Below are 14932 nucleotides of genomic sequence, written 5' to 3' on the forward strand. Positions count from 1 at the left end.
GTGGTGCTCAGAGCCAGCCGGGCACGATCAGGAGCAGCCAGGTGATCGGCGGGATGAGCGCGACCATCGAGAAGCCCCAGACGGTGAGGTTCTTGAACGTCCGCTCCCGCTCGGCCTCGGTGGCGTTGGCGACCACCAGGGCCCCGCTGGTGGAGAACGGGCTGGAGTCGACGATCGAGGACGACATCGCCAGGGCGGTGATCAGGCCGATCGCCCCGATCGCGTTGTCGCCCTGCAGGAAGGGCACGGCCAGCGGGATCAGCGCACCGAGGATGCCGGTGGTGGAGGCGAAGGCCGAGACGACGGCGCCGATGTAGCAGATCAGCAGCGCGGCGATCAGCGGGAGGCCCATCTGGGCGACGTTGTCCCCGAGCCAGCCGGGCACGTCCTGGTCCTGCATCAACCCGACGAAGGTGACGATGCCGCAGATCAGCAGCACGGTCGGCCAGGCGATCTGGCCGACGGCGCCCTTGGCGCCGCGCGGGGCGACGACCGAGAGGATCACGCCGACGGTGATCGCCATCAGGCCGATGTCGAGACCGAGCGGGAGCAGCGACCCGACGACCAGGATGACGAGCCCGATCAGCGTCATCGTGCGGTCCCGGTCGAGCGTGGTGACCGCGCCGTGGTCCTCGGTGGCCAGGGCGGTGGTCTGCAACGACCGCTGGTCGGCGCGCTCGCCGGCCGTGGGGTGCTGGTGACCGGGCTGCCCGTGCCGCGCCTCGGTGACCCGGCCGCCGGCCAGCGCGGCGCCCCCGGTGCCGGTGCTGCCGACCGCGGTGCGGGACGCCGAGGCGCCGCCGCCGGGGATGTCCTCGCCGGTGTCCTCGGTGGCGTCCCCGGCGACGGAGGCCGCCACGAAGTCGTCGTCGCGGTTGTCGGTCAGGTCGACCCGGCCGCCGCCGAGCAGCTTGCGGCCACCGAAGAGGAAGAAGACGGCGATCGACAGCAGGATGTTGATGACGATCGAGGCGCCCCAGAGGAAGAGCGGGCTGCCCTCCAGGCCGTTGTCGGCGACCACGGTGTTGGTGATGACACCGAAGATCGACAGCGGGGAGAACCCGCCGGCGGTGGCGCCGTTGATGATGAACAGGCCCATCAGCACCGGGTTGATCTGGTAGCGCCGGGCGAAGGACATGCCGACCGGGGCGATGATCGCCACCACGGCCGGGACGACGCCGCCGATGGCGGTGAGCACGCCGGTGACGGCGAACATCGCCCACGGGATGGCGGCCAGCCGGCCGCCGGACGCGGTGACCGCGGCGTGCACCAGCCAGTCGACGGTGCCGTTGTTCTTGGCGATGGCGAAGAGGTACGTCACCCCGACCAGGACCACGAACAACGATCCCGGGAAGAAGCCGAAGACCGCGTCGTCGTACGTCGGGTCGCCGTCGGTGCCGTAGATGAAGTAGCCGGCGACGAACGCCGCTACCAGTGCCAGCGCCCCCATGTGCACGGGCAGCACCGTGGCGATCAGGAAGACCACCAACAGGATCGAGATCAAGACGAGCTGTACGGACACCGGCGTCCCCAGGGTTGGTCGAGGCGGGTGTGCCACCCGCCGGCCACACGCTTCCGCGATACGGAACCGCGCTTTCGCTAGCGGGGATTAGAAGCGGTGGCGCGGCCAGTGTCAAGGCTCACAAGACGTCCGAGAGGTCTCTGCGTCAATCCACCTGCCGGTAGTAGCCTCCCGCATGGTGGACTTGCGGCGACGAGCCGGTGGTCCGGACGAGACATTCATGGAGGCACGGGCATGTCAGTGACGACGACGACCGGCGGGCGCCACTTCCTGCAGATCCCGGGGCCGACCAACGTGCCCGACCGGGTGCTGCGGGCGATGGCCGCCCCGACCATCGACCACCGCGGTCCGGAGTTCGCCGCCCTCGGCCTGGAGGTCCTCGAGGCCGTCAAGCCCGTCTTCGGCACCACCCAGCCGGTCGTCATCTACCCGGCCTCGGGCACCGGGGCGTGGGAGGCGGCGCTGACCAACACGCTCTCGCCCGGGGACAAGGTGCTGGCCTTCGAGACCGGCCACTTCGCCACCCTCTGGCAGGACATGGCCACCCGGCTGGGCCTGGAGGTCGAGTTCGTGCCCGGCGACTGGCGGCACGGCGCCGATCCGGCCGCGGCCCAGGAACGGCTCGCCGCCGACACCGGCCACGAGATCAAGGCCGTCATGGTGGTCCACAACGAGACCTCCACCGGCGTGACCAGCCGGGTCCCCGAGGTGCGCCAGGCCATCGACGCCGCCGAGCACCCCGCCCTGCTGCTGGTCGACACCATCTCCTCGCTGGGCAGCATCGACTACCGGCACGACGAGTGGGGCGTCGACGTCACCGTCGCCGGGTCGCAGAAGGGGCTCATGCTCCCGCCGGGGCTGAGCTTCAACGCGGTCAGCGAGAAGGCGCTGCAGGCGTCGAAGACCGCCGGGCTGCCCCGGTCGTTCTGGGACTGGCAGCCGATCCTGGCCGCCAACGAGCGCGGCTTCTTCCCGTACACGCCGGCCACCAACCTGCTCTACGCGCTGAAGGTCGCGCTGGAGATGCTCGACGACGAGGGCCTGGCCAACGTCTACGCCCGGCACACCCGGCACGCGGAGGCCACCCGGGCCGCCGTCCGGGGCTGGGGGCTGGAGGTGCTCGCCCTCGACGAGCGCGAGTACTCCGGCTCGCTGACCGCCATCCACATGCCGGACGGCGGCGCCGACGCCGTCCGGGCGACCATCCTGCGGGAGTACGACATGTCCCTGGGTGCCGGGCTGGGCAAGCTGGCGGACAAGGTGTTCCGGATCGGGCACCTGGGGCACTTCAACGACCTGACCCTGGTCGGCACGCTGGGTGGTGTGCAGATGGGCCTGGTCCGCAGCGGGGTGACGATCGACCCGAACGGCATCCAGGCGGCCCTCGAGCGCCTGCAGCAGGCATGACAGCGGCCCCGGAGCGCCCCCGCGTGGGGGTGGCGGACCTGGAGCAGGAGCTGACCCGGGCGCTGGACGGCGAGGTCGCCTTCGACGACTACACCCGGCACATCTTCAGCCAGGACGCCTCGATGTACACGATGACGCCGGTCGGGGTCGCCTACCCGGCGCACACCGCCGACGTGGTCGCCGCGGTCCGGCTGGCCCGCGAGGCCGGCATCCCGGTGCTGGCCCGCGGGGCGGGCACCAGCCTGGCCGGCCAGACCGTCGGCCCGGGGCTGGTGCTCGACCTCTCCCGGCACATGCACCGGATCACCGAGCTGGACCCGGAGGCGCGCACCGCCCGGGTCGAGCCGGGTGTCGTGCAGGACGACCTCAACCGGGCCGCCGCCGACGCCGGCCTGATGTTCGGGCCGGACACCTCGACGTCCAACCGCGCCACCATCGGCGGGATGATCGGCAACAACTCCGCCGGCAGCGGCTCGGTGCGCTTCGGCATGACGATCGACCACGTCCAGGAGGTCGACGTCGTCCTGGCCGACGGCTCGACCGCCACCTTCGGGGTCGTCGACGAGGCCGAGCGCGCCCGCCGTGCCCAGGGGGACACGCTGGAGGCGGAGATCTACCGCCGGCTGCCCGAGCTGGTCGCAGCGAACACGGAGGCGATCGCCACCGGGTTCCCGTCCTTCTGGCGGCGGGCCGGTGGCTACCGGCTGGACCGGCTGGCCGAGGGGCAGCCCTTCGACCTGGCGAAGTTCCTGGTCGGCTCCGAGGGCACGCTGGCGATCATCACCTCGGCCCGGGTCGGGCTGGTGCCCAAGCCGTCCAAGCAGGTCTTCGCCGTGGGCCACTTCGAGACCGTGCAGGCGGCGATCAACGCCACCGAGGACGCGCTGTCGGTGGACCCGGCGCAGGTCGAGCTGCTGGACCGCACGATCCTGGACCTCTCCCGGCAGAAGATCGAGTACGCCGGGCTGGGCAAGATCCTGCAGGGCGACCCGGAGGCGCTGCTGTTCGTCTCCTTCACCGGGGACGACGAGGCGCAGCTGGTCGACTCGATGAACGCCCTCGTCGAGCTGTGGGAGCGCAACGGCCACGGCTACCACACCCTGCGGGCGGTCACCCCGGCCCAGCAGGGCGCCCTGCTCAAGGTCCGCAAGTCCGCCCTGGGCCTGCTGATGGCCAACTCGGTGGGTGCCCGCCGGCCGCTGGCGTTCGTCGAGGACACCGCCGTCGACCCCAAGCACCTGGCCGCCTACACCGCCCGCTTCCGCGACGTGCTGGACCGGCACGGGCTCGAGGCGGGGTTCTACGGCCACTGCTCGGTGGGCTGTCTGCACATCCGCCCGTTCGTCGACCTCTCCCAGCCGGGACAGGTCGAGGTGATGCGCTCGGTCGCCGTCGAGGTCAAGGACCTGGTGCGCGAGTACGGCGGGGTGAACTCCAGCGAGCACGGCGACGGGCTCGCCCGCAGCGAGTTCAACCGCGAGCTGTTCGGCGACGACCTCTACGAGGCGATGCGCCAGGTCAAGGGGATCTTCGACCCGCAGGGCACGCTGAACCCCGGCAAGATCGTCGACTCCCCGGCGATGACCGAGCACCTGCGGGACGAGAACCCGCCGCAGCCCGGCCCGCTGCGCACCCGCCTGCAGTTCGACGTCGTCGGGGGGATGTTCGGTGCCGCCGACCGCTGCATGAACATCGGGCTGTGCCGCAAGTCCACGACCGGTGCGATGTGCCCGTCCTACATCGCCACCCGGATGGAGGAGCACTCCACCCGTGGCCGCGCCGGTGCGCTGGTCAAGGCGCTCAGCGAGGGCGACCCGCACACCGCGCTGGCCGACGAGCGGCTGCACGAGGTGCTCGACCTGTGCCTGATGTGCAAGGCGTGCAAGAGCGAGTGCCCGCTCGGCGTCGACGTCTCGGCGATGAAGAGCGAGGCGCTCGCGGCCAAGCACGACGTGTACGGCACCCCGCTGCGGTCGCGGGCGTTCGGGGCGATCCGGACGCTCAACCGGCTGGGTTCGGCCACCGCGCCGCTGTCCAACCTGCCGGGCAGGATCAAGCCGCTGCGGGCGCTGATGGACGCCCGCCTCGGCATCGCCCGGCAGCGTGACCTGCCGGTCTTCCACCGGACGACGCTGATGCGCTGGTTCAAGCGGCACGAGGTCCCGGCGGCGCTGACCCAGCAGCCGGTCACGATGCTGGCCGACTCCTTCACCAGCTACACCGAGCCGGGCATCGGCCAGGCCGTGGTGCGGCTGCTGGAGGCGGCCGGGCACCCGGTGCGGCTGGAGAGCAAGGGCTGCTGCGGCCGCGCGAGCATCTCCAAGGGCCTGCTGGACGACGCCCGGGGGAAGGCGCAGAAGCTGGCGGCCAACCTCTGCGAGGGCTCCGAGCCCGGCTCGCCGATCGTGGGCTGCGAGCCCTCCTGCATCCTCACGCTGCGGGCCGAGCACGTGGAGCTGCTGCCCGACGACCCGAACGTGCGGGACGTCGCGGCGCGGGTGAAGCTGCCCGAGGAGCTGCTGGTCGAGGCGATCGACGCCGGTCGCCTGCGGCTGCGCGAGGACAGCTGGCTGGCCGGGCGGACCGTGGTCTTCCACGGCCACTGCCACCAGAAGGCCGAGGCGGGGACGGCGGCCACGGTCGCGCTGCTGTCGCGGATCCCCGGGGTCACGGTGCAGGAGCTGGACGCCGGCTGCTGCGGCATGGCCGGGTCGTTCGGCTTCGAGTCCGAGCACTACGACATCTCCCTGGAGGTGGGGGAGGACCGGCTCTTCCCGGCGGTGCGGGCCGCCGCGCCCGACGCGGTCATCGCCGCGACCGGGGTCTCCTGCCGCCAGCAGATCTTCCACGGCACCCAGCGCACCGCCTGGCACCCGGCGGAGCTGGTCCTGGAGGCGCTCTCCCCGGAGGTGCCGACGACGCAGGTGCCGGCCTGACCGCCGGCTGAGACACACCACCGCCGAACGGGCGGCGAGCGGACCCTCGGGTCCGGTCGCCGCCCGTTCTGCGTCTGCGAGACGCGCGTCACCGGAGCTGCATGTTGCAGACAGCAACCAACGAGCGCACGATGGTTGCTGTCTACATGTACCGGGTGGTCCACCCGGCGGCGGATCAGCAGGGGACGCGACGTGCAGCTCACCCCGGAGACCTCCGAACGGCTCACCGCCGGCGTGGCCCGGCTGGTGCGCACCGTCAAGCACCTCGGTCCCCGGGCCGCGGCCGACCTCTACGGCGACCTCCCCTCCTTCGGCTGGGCGCTGCTCGTGCCGCTGGAGCAGGACGGCGCCCAGCGGTGCAGCGCCCTCGCCGAGCGGGTCGGCGTCGACGTCTCGGTGGCCAGCCGGCAGGTGGCGGCGCTGGAACGTGCCGGCTACGTCGAGCGGCGGCCCGACCCGCTCGACGGCCGCGCCAGCCTGATCAGCATCAGCGACGCCGGTTCCGCAGCCCTCCTCCACACCCGCGGCGTCCGCGGCCGGTGGGCGGTGGAGGCGCTGGCCGACTGGACCGAGGGTGAGGCGCGCGAGTTCAGCGGCCTGCTGGAGAAGCTGGCCGACGGCCTCGACCGCGCGGGTCGCCGTCCCGCCCGGGCCGGCGGTCCCGTCCCCGCAGCCCGCGCTCCTGCGACGTCCACGTCCACAACGCCCGCACCTGCACCTGCAACGCCTGGAGAGAACCGCCGATGAGCAGCCCTGCACCCACCCGGTCCGCCGCCGGGGCGACCGTCGACCCGGCCGCCGGTCCGGCGGCGGTCGCCCCCGTCGAGCAGCAGGGGCGGATGACCCACCGGCAGATCCTCAGCGCGCTGTCGGGGATGTTGCTGGCGATGTTCGTGGCGTTCCTGTCCTCGACCGTCGTCTCCAACGCGCTGCCGACGATCATCACCGACCTGCGGGGCACGCAGAGCCAGTACACCTGGGTGGTCACCGCCACCCTGCTGGCCTCGACCGCCTCCACGCCGATCTGGGGCAAGCTCGCCGACCTGTTCAGCAAGAAGCTGCTGATCCAGATCTCGATCGTGGTCTTCATCGTCGGCTCGATGCTGGCCGGGCTCTCGGGGTCGCTGCCGACGCTGATCGGCTGGCGGGTGCTGCAGGGCCTGGGGCTGGGCGGGCTGCAGGCGCTGGTGCAGATCGCGATGGCCGCGATGATCAGCCCGCGGGAGCGGGGCCGGTACTCCGGGCTGCTCGGCTCGGTGATGGCGGTCGCCACCGTCGGCGGCCCGCTGATCGGTGGCCTGCTGGTCGACACCAGCTGGCTGGGCTGGCGCTGGTGCTTCTTCGTCGGCGTCCCGTTCGCGGCAGTCGCCCTGGTGCTGCTGCAGCGCACCCTGCACCTGCCGGTGACCAAGCGGGACGTCTCCATCGACTACCTGGGTGCGGCGTTCCTGACCGCCGGCGTCTCGGCCCTGTTGATCTGGGTGACCCTGGCCGGGGACAGCTTCGCCTGGGCGTCGGTGGAGACCGCCCTGTTCGTCGGGGGCGGCGTGCTCGCCATCGTGGCCTTCGTCGTCACCGAGCTGCGGGCGAAGGAGCCGATCGTCCCCCTCCGGCTGTTCCGGGACCGGACGACGACCCTGGCGATCATCGCCAGCGTCGCCATCGGTGTCGCGATGTTCGGCTCCACGGTCTTCCTCGGCCAGTACCTGCAGATCTCCCGTGGCTACTCGCCGACGGCAGCCGGCCTGCTCACCATCCCGATGGTCGGCGGCCTGCTCGTCTCCTCGACCGTCTCCGGGATCCTGATCACCCGCACCGGGTTCTGGAAGCGCTACCTGGTCGCCGGTTCGTTGCTGGTGGCCCTCGGGTTCGGCCTGCTGGCCACGATCGACCACGCCACGGACATGGTCGTGCTGTGCGTCTTCCTCACCGTGCTCGGCACCGGCATCGGCATGACCATGCAGAACCTCGTACTGGCCGTGCAGAACACCGTGGCCGCCACCGACCTGGGGGCGGCCAGCTCGGCGGTGGCGTTCTTCCGCAGCCTCGGCGGCACGATCGGGGTCTCGGTGCTCGGCGCGGTGCTCTCCAGCCGGGTGGGCACGCTGATCCAGTCGGGGGTGGCCGACGTCCCGGGGGCATCGGCTGGGTCCCAGGACATCGGGCTGGCCAGCCTGGCCGACGCCCCTGCGCCGATCCAGGCGCTGATCCGGGTCTCCTACGGCGACGCGACCGGGCGGGTCTTCCTCATCGCGGCGGTGCTGTCGATCGTCACGATCGTGGCCGTCCTGCTCATCCGGGAGGTCGCGCTGCGCACCGAGACCGGTGACGAGCGGCTGCAGACCGAGGCCGGGCCCGACACGACCGCCGACGTCGACCGGCAGCTGGCCGGCCGGCGCGGCTGACGCCCGGGACGCGCAGAGGCCCGTCTCCCCGACGGGGAGACGGGCCGCTGTGCGGTTCCAGGCGCCCGGCGAGCCCGGGGGCGCTGCCTCAGAGGAGGCTGGCGTCCAGGGTGATGTCCACGGCGGCCAGCGCCTTGCTCACCGGGCAGCCGGCCTTGGCGGCCTGGGCGGCCTTGTCGAAGCCGGCGGCGTCGAGCCCGTCGACCTCGCCGCGCACGGTCAGCGCGATCGCGGTGATCGTCGGGGCGCCGTCCTGCTGGCCGAGGGTCACGTCCGCACTCACCTCGAGCGACTGCGTCGTGCCACCGGCCTTGCCGATCTCGCTGGAGAGCGCCATGGCGTAGCAGGACGAGTGGGCGGCGGCGATGAGCTCCTCGGGGCTGGTGGTGCCCCCGGCCTCGTCAGCGGCCCGCTTGGGGAAGCTGACGTCGAACGTGCCGACCTTCGAGCTGGAGAGCTCGACCTGGCCGGAGCCCTCCTGCAGGGAGCCGTTCCAGGCAGTGCGTGCGGTACGGGTGGGCATCGGACCTCCTCCTCGTCGGTGACGGCCGCGACGCAGGGCTGCGCCGCGGCCGGACACCGGTTCTGACGGGGTCAACCGTTCCCGGCCGGCGGTGTTCCCGCCACCGGGACGCGCTCGGCCCGGCTCGAGGTCGTCAGACCGGGGTGATCGCGCGGGTCTCGGCCACCCGCTCGGTGATCAGCCGCAGCTGGGCCTTCAACTCGTCGAACTGCGCCTGGTTCAGGGCCAGGGCGTCGATCATCTCCGCGGAGATCGAGCAGGCGGGGCCCTGCAGCGCCCGGCCGGCGTCGGTCAGCCGGACGGAGACCGACCGCTCGTCGTCGGCCCGGCGGTGCCGGGTCACCAGGCCCGCGGCGGTGAGCCGCTTGAGCAGGGGGGACAGGGTGCCGGAGTCGAGTGCCAGGCGGGTGCCCAGCTGCCCGACGCTCTGCCCGTCCTCCTCCCACAGCAACATGAGGACGAGGTACTGGGGATAGGTGACCCCCAGCTCGTCCAGCATGGGGCGGTATCGGGCGGTGACCGCACGTGAGGCCGCGTAGAGCGCGAAACAGAGCTGATCGTCGAGAGCGACGCTCGGCGACGGGGTGTCTGTCATGTGGCAAGAGTAGGGCGCGATCCGGCTGTAGGCAGCCGTGTGGCCCAAGTCGTCGCGTTTTCTGCCAGGGTCGGAGGCCGCGGGGAGTCGGTCGGACGACCCTGGACGCCGCCAGGTTGAGTGGAACAGACTCAAGTCCTGCTCCGTTGAGCTCGACGAGACAGTCCCGTGCCGCAGGAGAGGACAGACCCACCCGCCATGCAGAGCAAGCTCACCACCCGTTCGCAGGAGGCCCTCGCCGCCGCTCAGCGGCTGGCGGTCGACCGGGGCCAGGCGGCCCTCGAGCCCCTGCACCTGCTGGTCGCCCTGCTCGAGCAGACCGACGGCATCGCCGGGCCGCTCCTGCAGGCCACCGGCGCCGACCCGGCCGACGTCCGGGCCAAGGCCGACGCCGCGGTGCGCCGGATGCCGAGCGTCAGCGGCTCCACCGTGGCCGCCCCCGCGCCGTCCCGGGAGCTGCTGCGGGCGATCAACGCCGCCGGCGAGCAGGCCGGTGCGCTCGGCGACGAGTACGTCTCCACCGAGCACCTGCTGGTCGGCCTGGCCACCACGGAGGGGGAGGCCGGCGCCGTCCTGACCGGTGCCGGTGCCACGCGGGACGCCCTGGTCGCGGCGTTCCGCACGGTCCGTGGCAACCGCAAGGTCACCAGCCCGGACCCGGAGAACACGTTCCAGGCGCTGGAGAAGTACGCCGTGGACCTCACCGCCCGGGCCCGGGAGGGCCGGATGGACCCGGTCATCGGCCGCGACACGGAGATCCGCCGGGTGGTGCAGGTGCTCTCCCGGCGCACCAAGAACAACCCCGTCCTGATCGGTGAGCCCGGCGTCGGGAAGACCGCGATCGTCGAGGGCCTGGCCCAGCGGATCGTCGCCGGCGACGTGCCGGAGAGCCTCAAGGGCAAGCGGCTGATGGCGCTGGACCTCAGCGCGATGGTGGCCGGGGCGAAGTACCGCGGTGAGTTCGAGGAACGGCTCAAGGCCGTCCTCCAGGAGATCACCGAGGCCGAGGGCCAGGTCGTCACCTTCATCGACGAGCTGCACACCATCGTCGGCGCCGGCGCCAGCGGTGACTCCGCGATGGACGCCGGCAACATGATCAAGCCGATGCTCGCCCGTGGTGAGCTTCGGATGGTCGGCGCGACGACGCTCGACGAGTTCCGCGAGCACATCGAGAAGGACCCGGCGCTGGAGCGCAGGTTCCAGCAGGTCTACGTCGGGGAGCCGTCGGTCGAGGACACCATCGGGATCCTGCGTGGCCTCAAGGAGCGCTACGAGGTGCACCACGGGGTGCGGATCACCGACGGGGCCATCGTGGCGGCCGCGACCCTGTCCGACCGCTACGTCACCGCCCGCTTCCTCCCGGACAAGGCGATCGACCTCGTCGACGAGGCCGCCAGCCGGCTGCGGATGGAGATCGACAGCCGGCCGGTCGAGGTCGACGAGGTCGAGCGGGTCGTGCGCCGGCTGGAGATCGAGGAGATGGCGCTGGCCAAGGAAGACGACCCGGCGTCCCTCCAGCGGCTGGAGACGCTGCGCTCGGAGCTCGCCGACCGTCGGGAGGCGCTGGGCGAGCTGACCGCCCGCTGGCAGCAGGACAAGACCGCCATCGACCGGATCCAGCACACCAAGGAGGAGCTGGAGGGGGTGCGGCTGGAGGCCGAGCGCGCCGAGCGGGACGGCGACCTGGCCCGGGTCGCCGAGCTGCGCTACGGCCGCATGCCCGCGCTGGAGCGGGCGCTGTCCGAGGCCGAGGCGTCGGTCGCGGCCAGCGACTCCATGCTGAAGGAGGAGGTCGGCGCCGACGACATCGCCGAGGTCGTGCAGGCCTGGACCGGGATCCCGGCCGGCCGGCTGCTGGAGGGCGAGACGCAGAAGCTGCTCCGGATGGAGGAGGAGCTCGCCCACCGGGTCGTCGGGCAGCCCGAGGCCGTCCGGGCCGTCTCCGACGCCGTCCGCCGGGCACGGTCCGGCGTCGCCGACCCGGACCGGCCGACCGGCTCCTTCCTGTTCCTCGGGCCCACCGGCGTCGGCAAGACGGAGCTGGCCAAGGCGCTGGCGGAGTTCCTCTTCGACGACGAGCGGGCGATGGTCCGGATCGACATGAGCGAGTACTCCGAGAAGCACTCGGTGGCCCGGCTGGTCGGCTCGCCGCCCGGGTACGTCGGCTACGAGGCCGGCGGCCAGCTCACCGAGGCGGTGCGGCGCCGCCCGTACACGGTGGTGCTGCTCGACGAGGTCGAGAAGGCCCACCCCGACGTCTTCGACGTGCTGCTGCAGGTCCTCGACGACGGCCGGCTCACCGACGGGCAGGGCCGCACGGTCGACTTCCGCAGCACGATCCTCGTCCTGACGTCGAACCTCGGGTCGCAGGTGATCGCCGACCAGTCGATCCCCGACGCGCAGAAGCGGCAGGCCGTGCAGGACGTCGTGCGGTCGCACTTCAAGCCGGAGTTCCTCAACCGGCTGGACGACGTGGTCACGTTCCGCGCGCTCGGCTCCGAGGAGCTGGTCGGGATCGTCGACATCCAGGTCGAGGTGCTCGCCCGCCGGCTGGCCGCCCGCCGGCTCTCCCTGCGGGTGACCGACGCCGCCCGGGAGTGGCTGGCGCTGAACGGCTTCGACCCGGTCTACGGGGCCCGGCCGCTGCGCCGGCTGGTGCAGTCGGCGATCGGTGACCAGCTCGCCCGGGCCCTGCTCGCCGGCGAGGTCCGCGACGGCGACGAGGTCGTCGTCGACTGGGCGGCGGACGTGGCCGAGGGCGACGCCGGGCTCACCGTCACCCGGGGACCGGTGCCCGGGGAGCCGGCCACCGAGCCCGGTCCGACGACGGCACCGGCCCCGCCGGCGCTCGGTCCCGGCGCCGGCGAGTGAGGCGCCGTGCCCGCCGTCGGCGACGGCGGGCACGGTCCGCTCCGGGTCAGTTCGTGACGTCCTGGAGGCACTGCTCGTAGGCGGCCTGGTCACCGGTCTGGCTGAACTCGTCGATGCAGGTCTCGGCGGTGGTCACGAAGAACACCGCAGCGGCCAGGATGATCGCCCCGAGCACCAGGCCGATGGCCCCGGTCACGATCCCGCCGATCGGCATGCCGCGGTTGTCGGCACGCCGGGCCTTGACCCGGCGCAGCGCGACGATGCCCAGGATGATCGCCAACAGCCCCAGCACGATGCCGGGGACGCCGAGGAAGAAGGCCCCCGGCAGGGACAGGATGCCCAGGACCAGGGAGGCGATCCCGAGCCCGTTGGACTTCTGGGGTGCGCCGTACCCGCTCTGCTGCTGCCCGTAGGGGTCAGGCTGGCCGTACTGGATCGGCTGGCCGTACGCGGCGGCCTGACCGTAGGCAGCGGGCTCACCGTAGGCGCCGGCTCCGGGCTGGCCGTAGCCGTGGGCACCGCCCTGCTCCGGGCGGTCGTCGCCGGGACGGGAGGGGTCGGGCGGCGGTGCTGGGGGCGTCGTCACCCTCCCGAGCGTAAGGCGTCGGCGAGGAGGTGGCAGCCACGGCGGCCCGCCGGAGGTCGCCCGGAAGGGTGGCCCGGGCGGCGGGACCGTGCCGGATCCGATGCCGAGGGGATGCGGATGCGCGACGATCGAGGACGTCCATCCGCGCAGGTCGACCGAGGAGCTGTCATGACGTCAGGACCGCAGGACCCGCACCAGGGCGGGTACGGGCAGCAGCCGCCGGAGGGCAGGCCCCCCGAGTACGGGCAGGGGAGCCGCCAGTACGGCGGTCGCCCCCCGTGGGAGCAGGACGGGTCGGAGCAGTCGTCCTATCCCGCAGCACCCGCCGGGCATCCCGGTGGGGAGGTCGGCGCACCCACCGAACGGCCCACCACCGTCAAGGCCGGCATCGCCGCCTTCCTGGTCAACACCCTGCTCAACGCGCTCGGCAGCATCCTGCTCTTCACCGACCTGGAGGGGTACCGGGCCGAGCTGGCCGAGATCGGTGGCCTCACCGACGAGCAGGTCTCGACGGCCGCGACCGTCGGCTTCGTCATCAGCCTGGTGTTCATCGTCGCGTTCCTGGCCGTGCTCTGGTTCGCCTGGCAGGGCCGCAACTGGGCGCGCATCGTGCTCTGGGTGCTCGGGGGGCTGAGCCTGCTCGCGGGGCTGACCGGCACGATGGGGACCGGTGGCTTCCTGGCTGTGCTGCAGCTGATGTTGGTCCTGGCCGGCATCGTGCTGCTGGCGCTCAAGCCGTCCAACGACTGGTACCGCGCCGAGGCCCAGCGTCGGAAGCGCTTCTGACCCAGGTCAGCGGGACGACCGGCTGCGTGGGCCGGACGAGGCCCACGCGGTCGTCGTCCGGGCCAGCAGGCTGGTCCCGGCGGCCGCGCAGAGCACCAGCACCAGCAGCGACGAGGCCGCCACCCCACCGGTCAGGAAGGTCGCGCCGAGGGTGAGCAGGCCCAGCGGCACGCTGACCGCCAGCCCGGTCCACCTCGCCCACGCCCGGCCGCGGGCGAGGAACACCGCGGAGACGGCGGCCAGCACCCCGAACACCACGGCCTGACCCAGGTTCAGCAGGACCGCTCGCTCGGCGTCGGAGCGCGGCGAACCGGGCTGCGCCTCGGCGAGGGTGTCGATCACGGTGTCCCGGACGGCGAAGGTGAGCAGCGCGTTCAGCAGGAGGAGCACGCCCAGGGCGGCCAGCACCGCGATCGACACCTTGACCGAGGTCGGGGTCTCCGGGCCGGCCGGACCGGGGGGCGTGGGGCTGCTGCTCACCGCGTCAGAGTGGCACGCCGGGGCGGCACCCCGGTCTCCTGCCGCGCCGGGTGCGATGCTGGCGGCGGCCGGCGCACCACACCACCGTGGGCGACCGGTGACCGACACCAGGAGGACAGCCGCAGTGATGGCCCCCCGGCAGACCCGAACCGCCGTCCCGTCCCGGATCGGCGGGCTCCTCGCCGTCCCCGTCCTCCTGGCCGGGATCGCCGGCTGCAGCGGGTCCGACGACGGACCGACCGCACGCGCCACCCCCAGCGCCACGGCCACCGAGACCAGTGCGGCACCGACGTCGGAGGCGGCCGCGGCGCCCACCGGACCGATCGGACCCGGGTGCGAGCTGGTCTTCCCCGCCGCGGCCGACGGGACGCCGGCGGACCTGTCGGCCCAGTCGGTGAGCGCGGCGGTGGGCGCCAACCCGCAGCTGAGCACCCTCACCGCGGCCGTGGGCGCGGCCAACCTGGTCGACGTCCTCAACACCCGGGAGGACATCACCGTGCTCGCGCCGACGAACGCCGCCTTCGACGCGCTCGGCCCCGACGCGGTGCCCGCGCTGCTCGGTGACGTCCCGCGGCTGACCGCGCTGCTGACCCACCACGTCCTGCCCGGTCGGCTGGCGCCGGCCGACCTCGTCGGCGACCACGTCACCCTCTACGGCGACCCGATCACCGTGGCCGGGCCACCCGAGGCGCCGACCGTCGCCGCGGAGGGCACCGTGGCCGGCGCCGCCCCGGCGACCGTGGTCTGCGGCGACGTCCCGACGGCGAACGCCACCGTCTACGTCATCGACCAGGTGCTCGCCCCCGCAGGCTGAGCCGGGT

At 72.8% G+C, this 14932-nt stretch carries 12 protein-coding genes; 7 read left to right on the top strand and 5 right to left on the bottom strand.

Annotated elements, in window-relative coordinates; translation table 11 throughout:
- Positions 1 to 7: 7 nt before the first annotated feature.
- Complete coding sequence (locus O2V61_RS12185; protein ID WP_269183575.1) at positions 8 to 1522, bottom strand: SLC13 family permease; 1515 nt, start codon at positions 1520 to 1522, stop codon at positions 8 to 10.
- A 234-nt stretch (positions 1523 to 1756) separates the two neighbouring features.
- Here O2V61_RS12185 and O2V61_RS12190 point away from each other — a divergent pair, with 234 nt between their 5' ends.
- From O2V61_RS12190 to O2V61_RS12205, 4 genes are all read left to right on the top strand, one after another.
- On the top strand, positions 1757 to 2929 hold the full coding sequence (locus O2V61_RS12190; protein WP_269183576.1) for a pyridoxal-phosphate-dependent aminotransferase family protein: 1173 nt from the start codon (positions 1757 to 1759) through the stop codon (positions 2927 to 2929).
- Positions 2926 to 5865, top strand: coding sequence for an FAD-binding and (Fe-S)-binding domain-containing protein (locus tag O2V61_RS12195; RefSeq protein ID WP_269183577.1), 2940 nt, complete (start codon positions 2926 to 2928; stop codon positions 5863 to 5865). The genes O2V61_RS12190 and O2V61_RS12195 overlap by 4 nt, the downstream gene beginning before the upstream one ends.
- Positions 5866 to 6057: 192 nt before the next feature.
- Positions 6058 to 6612, top strand: a complete 555-nt coding sequence (locus O2V61_RS12200; protein WP_269183578.1) for a MarR family winged helix-turn-helix transcriptional regulator — start codon at positions 6058 to 6060, stop codon at positions 6610 to 6612.
- Entirely contained in the window at positions 6609 to 8270 is a 1662-nt protein-coding gene (locus tag O2V61_RS12205; RefSeq protein WP_269183579.1) for an MFS transporter, read from the top strand. Before O2V61_RS12200 ends, O2V61_RS12205 begins: the two co-directional genes overlap by 4 nt.
- An 88-nt stretch (positions 8271 to 8358) precedes the next feature.
- Here O2V61_RS12205 and O2V61_RS12210 read toward each other — a convergent pair whose 3' ends face one another.
- Together O2V61_RS12210 and O2V61_RS12215 are read right to left on the bottom strand one after the other, a co-directional pair.
- A complete protein-coding gene (locus tag O2V61_RS12210) occupies positions 8359 to 8793 on the bottom strand; it encodes an OsmC family protein (RefSeq protein WP_269158049.1) in 435 nt (144 codons plus the stop codon).
- A gap of 133 nt (positions 8794 to 8926) precedes the next feature.
- Positions 8927 to 9388: a MarR family winged helix-turn-helix transcriptional regulator gene (locus O2V61_RS12215; protein ID WP_269183580.1), complete on the bottom strand. Its 462-nt coding sequence runs from the start codon at positions 9386 to 9388 to the stop codon at positions 8927 to 8929.
- Positions 9389 to 9586: 198 nt separating this feature from the next.
- On the opposite strand from O2V61_RS12215, the gene clpB reads away from it, so the two are divergent.
- Positions 9587 to 12259, top strand: coding sequence for an ATP-dependent chaperone ClpB (gene clpB, locus O2V61_RS12220; protein ID WP_269183581.1), 2673 nt, complete (start codon positions 9587 to 9589; stop codon positions 12257 to 12259).
- Between the two features lie 46 nt (positions 12260 to 12305).
- Here the strand turns inward: clpB and O2V61_RS12225 are convergent, their stop codons facing one another.
- The gene (locus O2V61_RS12225; protein ID WP_269183582.1) at positions 12306 to 12845 is read right to left on the bottom strand and encodes a DUF4190 domain-containing protein; all 540 of its coding nucleotides are present in this window, start codon (positions 12843 to 12845) and stop codon (positions 12306 to 12308) included.
- Between the two features lie 168 nt (positions 12846 to 13013).
- On the opposite strand from O2V61_RS12225, the gene O2V61_RS12230 reads away from it, so the two are divergent.
- Entirely contained in the window at positions 13014 to 13631 is a 618-nt protein-coding gene (locus O2V61_RS12230) for a DUF6264 family protein (protein ID WP_269183583.1), read from the top strand.
- 6 nt (positions 13632 to 13637) lie between these two features.
- On the opposite strand, the gene O2V61_RS12235 is transcribed toward O2V61_RS12230, so the two are convergent.
- Positions 13638 to 14111 (bottom strand): hypothetical protein, encoded by a 474-nt coding sequence (locus O2V61_RS12235; RefSeq protein WP_269183584.1) that lies wholly within the window; start codon positions 14109 to 14111, stop codon positions 13638 to 13640.
- Positions 14112 to 14238: 127 nt separating this feature from the next.
- On the opposite strand from O2V61_RS12235, the gene O2V61_RS12240 reads away from it, so the two are divergent.
- Positions 14239 to 14925, top strand: coding sequence for a fasciclin domain-containing protein (locus tag O2V61_RS12240; RefSeq protein ID WP_269183585.1), 687 nt, complete (start codon positions 14239 to 14241; stop codon positions 14923 to 14925).
- The last annotated feature ends 7 nt before the right edge of the window (positions 14926 to 14932 follow it).

The organism is Modestobacter sp. VKM Ac-2985 (genome assembly GCF_026967925.1).
Classification (GTDB): domain Bacteria; phylum Actinomycetota; class Actinomycetes; order Mycobacteriales; family Geodermatophilaceae; genus Modestobacter.

Bases quoted from the DNA above. Each gene is read 5' to 3' on its own strand.
- O2V61_RS12190 (WP_269183576.1), top strand. From the start codon at position 1,757: ATGTCAGTGACGACGACGACCGGCGGGCGCCACTTCCTGCAGATCCCG.
- O2V61_RS12195 (WP_269183577.1), top strand. From the start codon at position 2,926: ATGACAGCGGCCCCGGAGCGCCCCCGCGTGGGGGTGGCGGACCTGGAG.
- O2V61_RS12205 (WP_269183579.1), top strand. From the start codon at position 6,609: ATGAGCAGCCCTGCACCCACCCGGTCCGCCGCCGGGGCGACCGTCGAC.
- O2V61_RS12210 (WP_269158049.1), bottom strand. From the start codon at position 8,793: ATGCCCACCCGTACCGCACGCACTGCCTGGAACGGCTCCCTGCAGGAG.
- O2V61_RS12215 (WP_269183580.1), bottom strand. From the start codon at position 9,388: ATGACAGACACCCCGTCGCCGAGCGTCGCTCTCGACGATCAGCTCTGT.
- clpB (WP_269183581.1), top strand. From the start codon at position 9,587: ATGCAGAGCAAGCTCACCACCCGTTCGCAGGAGGCCCTCGCCGCCGCT.
- O2V61_RS12230 (WP_269183583.1), top strand. From the start codon at position 13,014: ATGACGTCAGGACCGCAGGACCCGCACCAGGGCGGGTACGGGCAGCAG.
- O2V61_RS12240 (WP_269183585.1), top strand. From the start codon at position 14,239: ATGGCCCCCCGGCAGACCCGAACCGCCGTCCCGTCCCGGATCGGCGGG.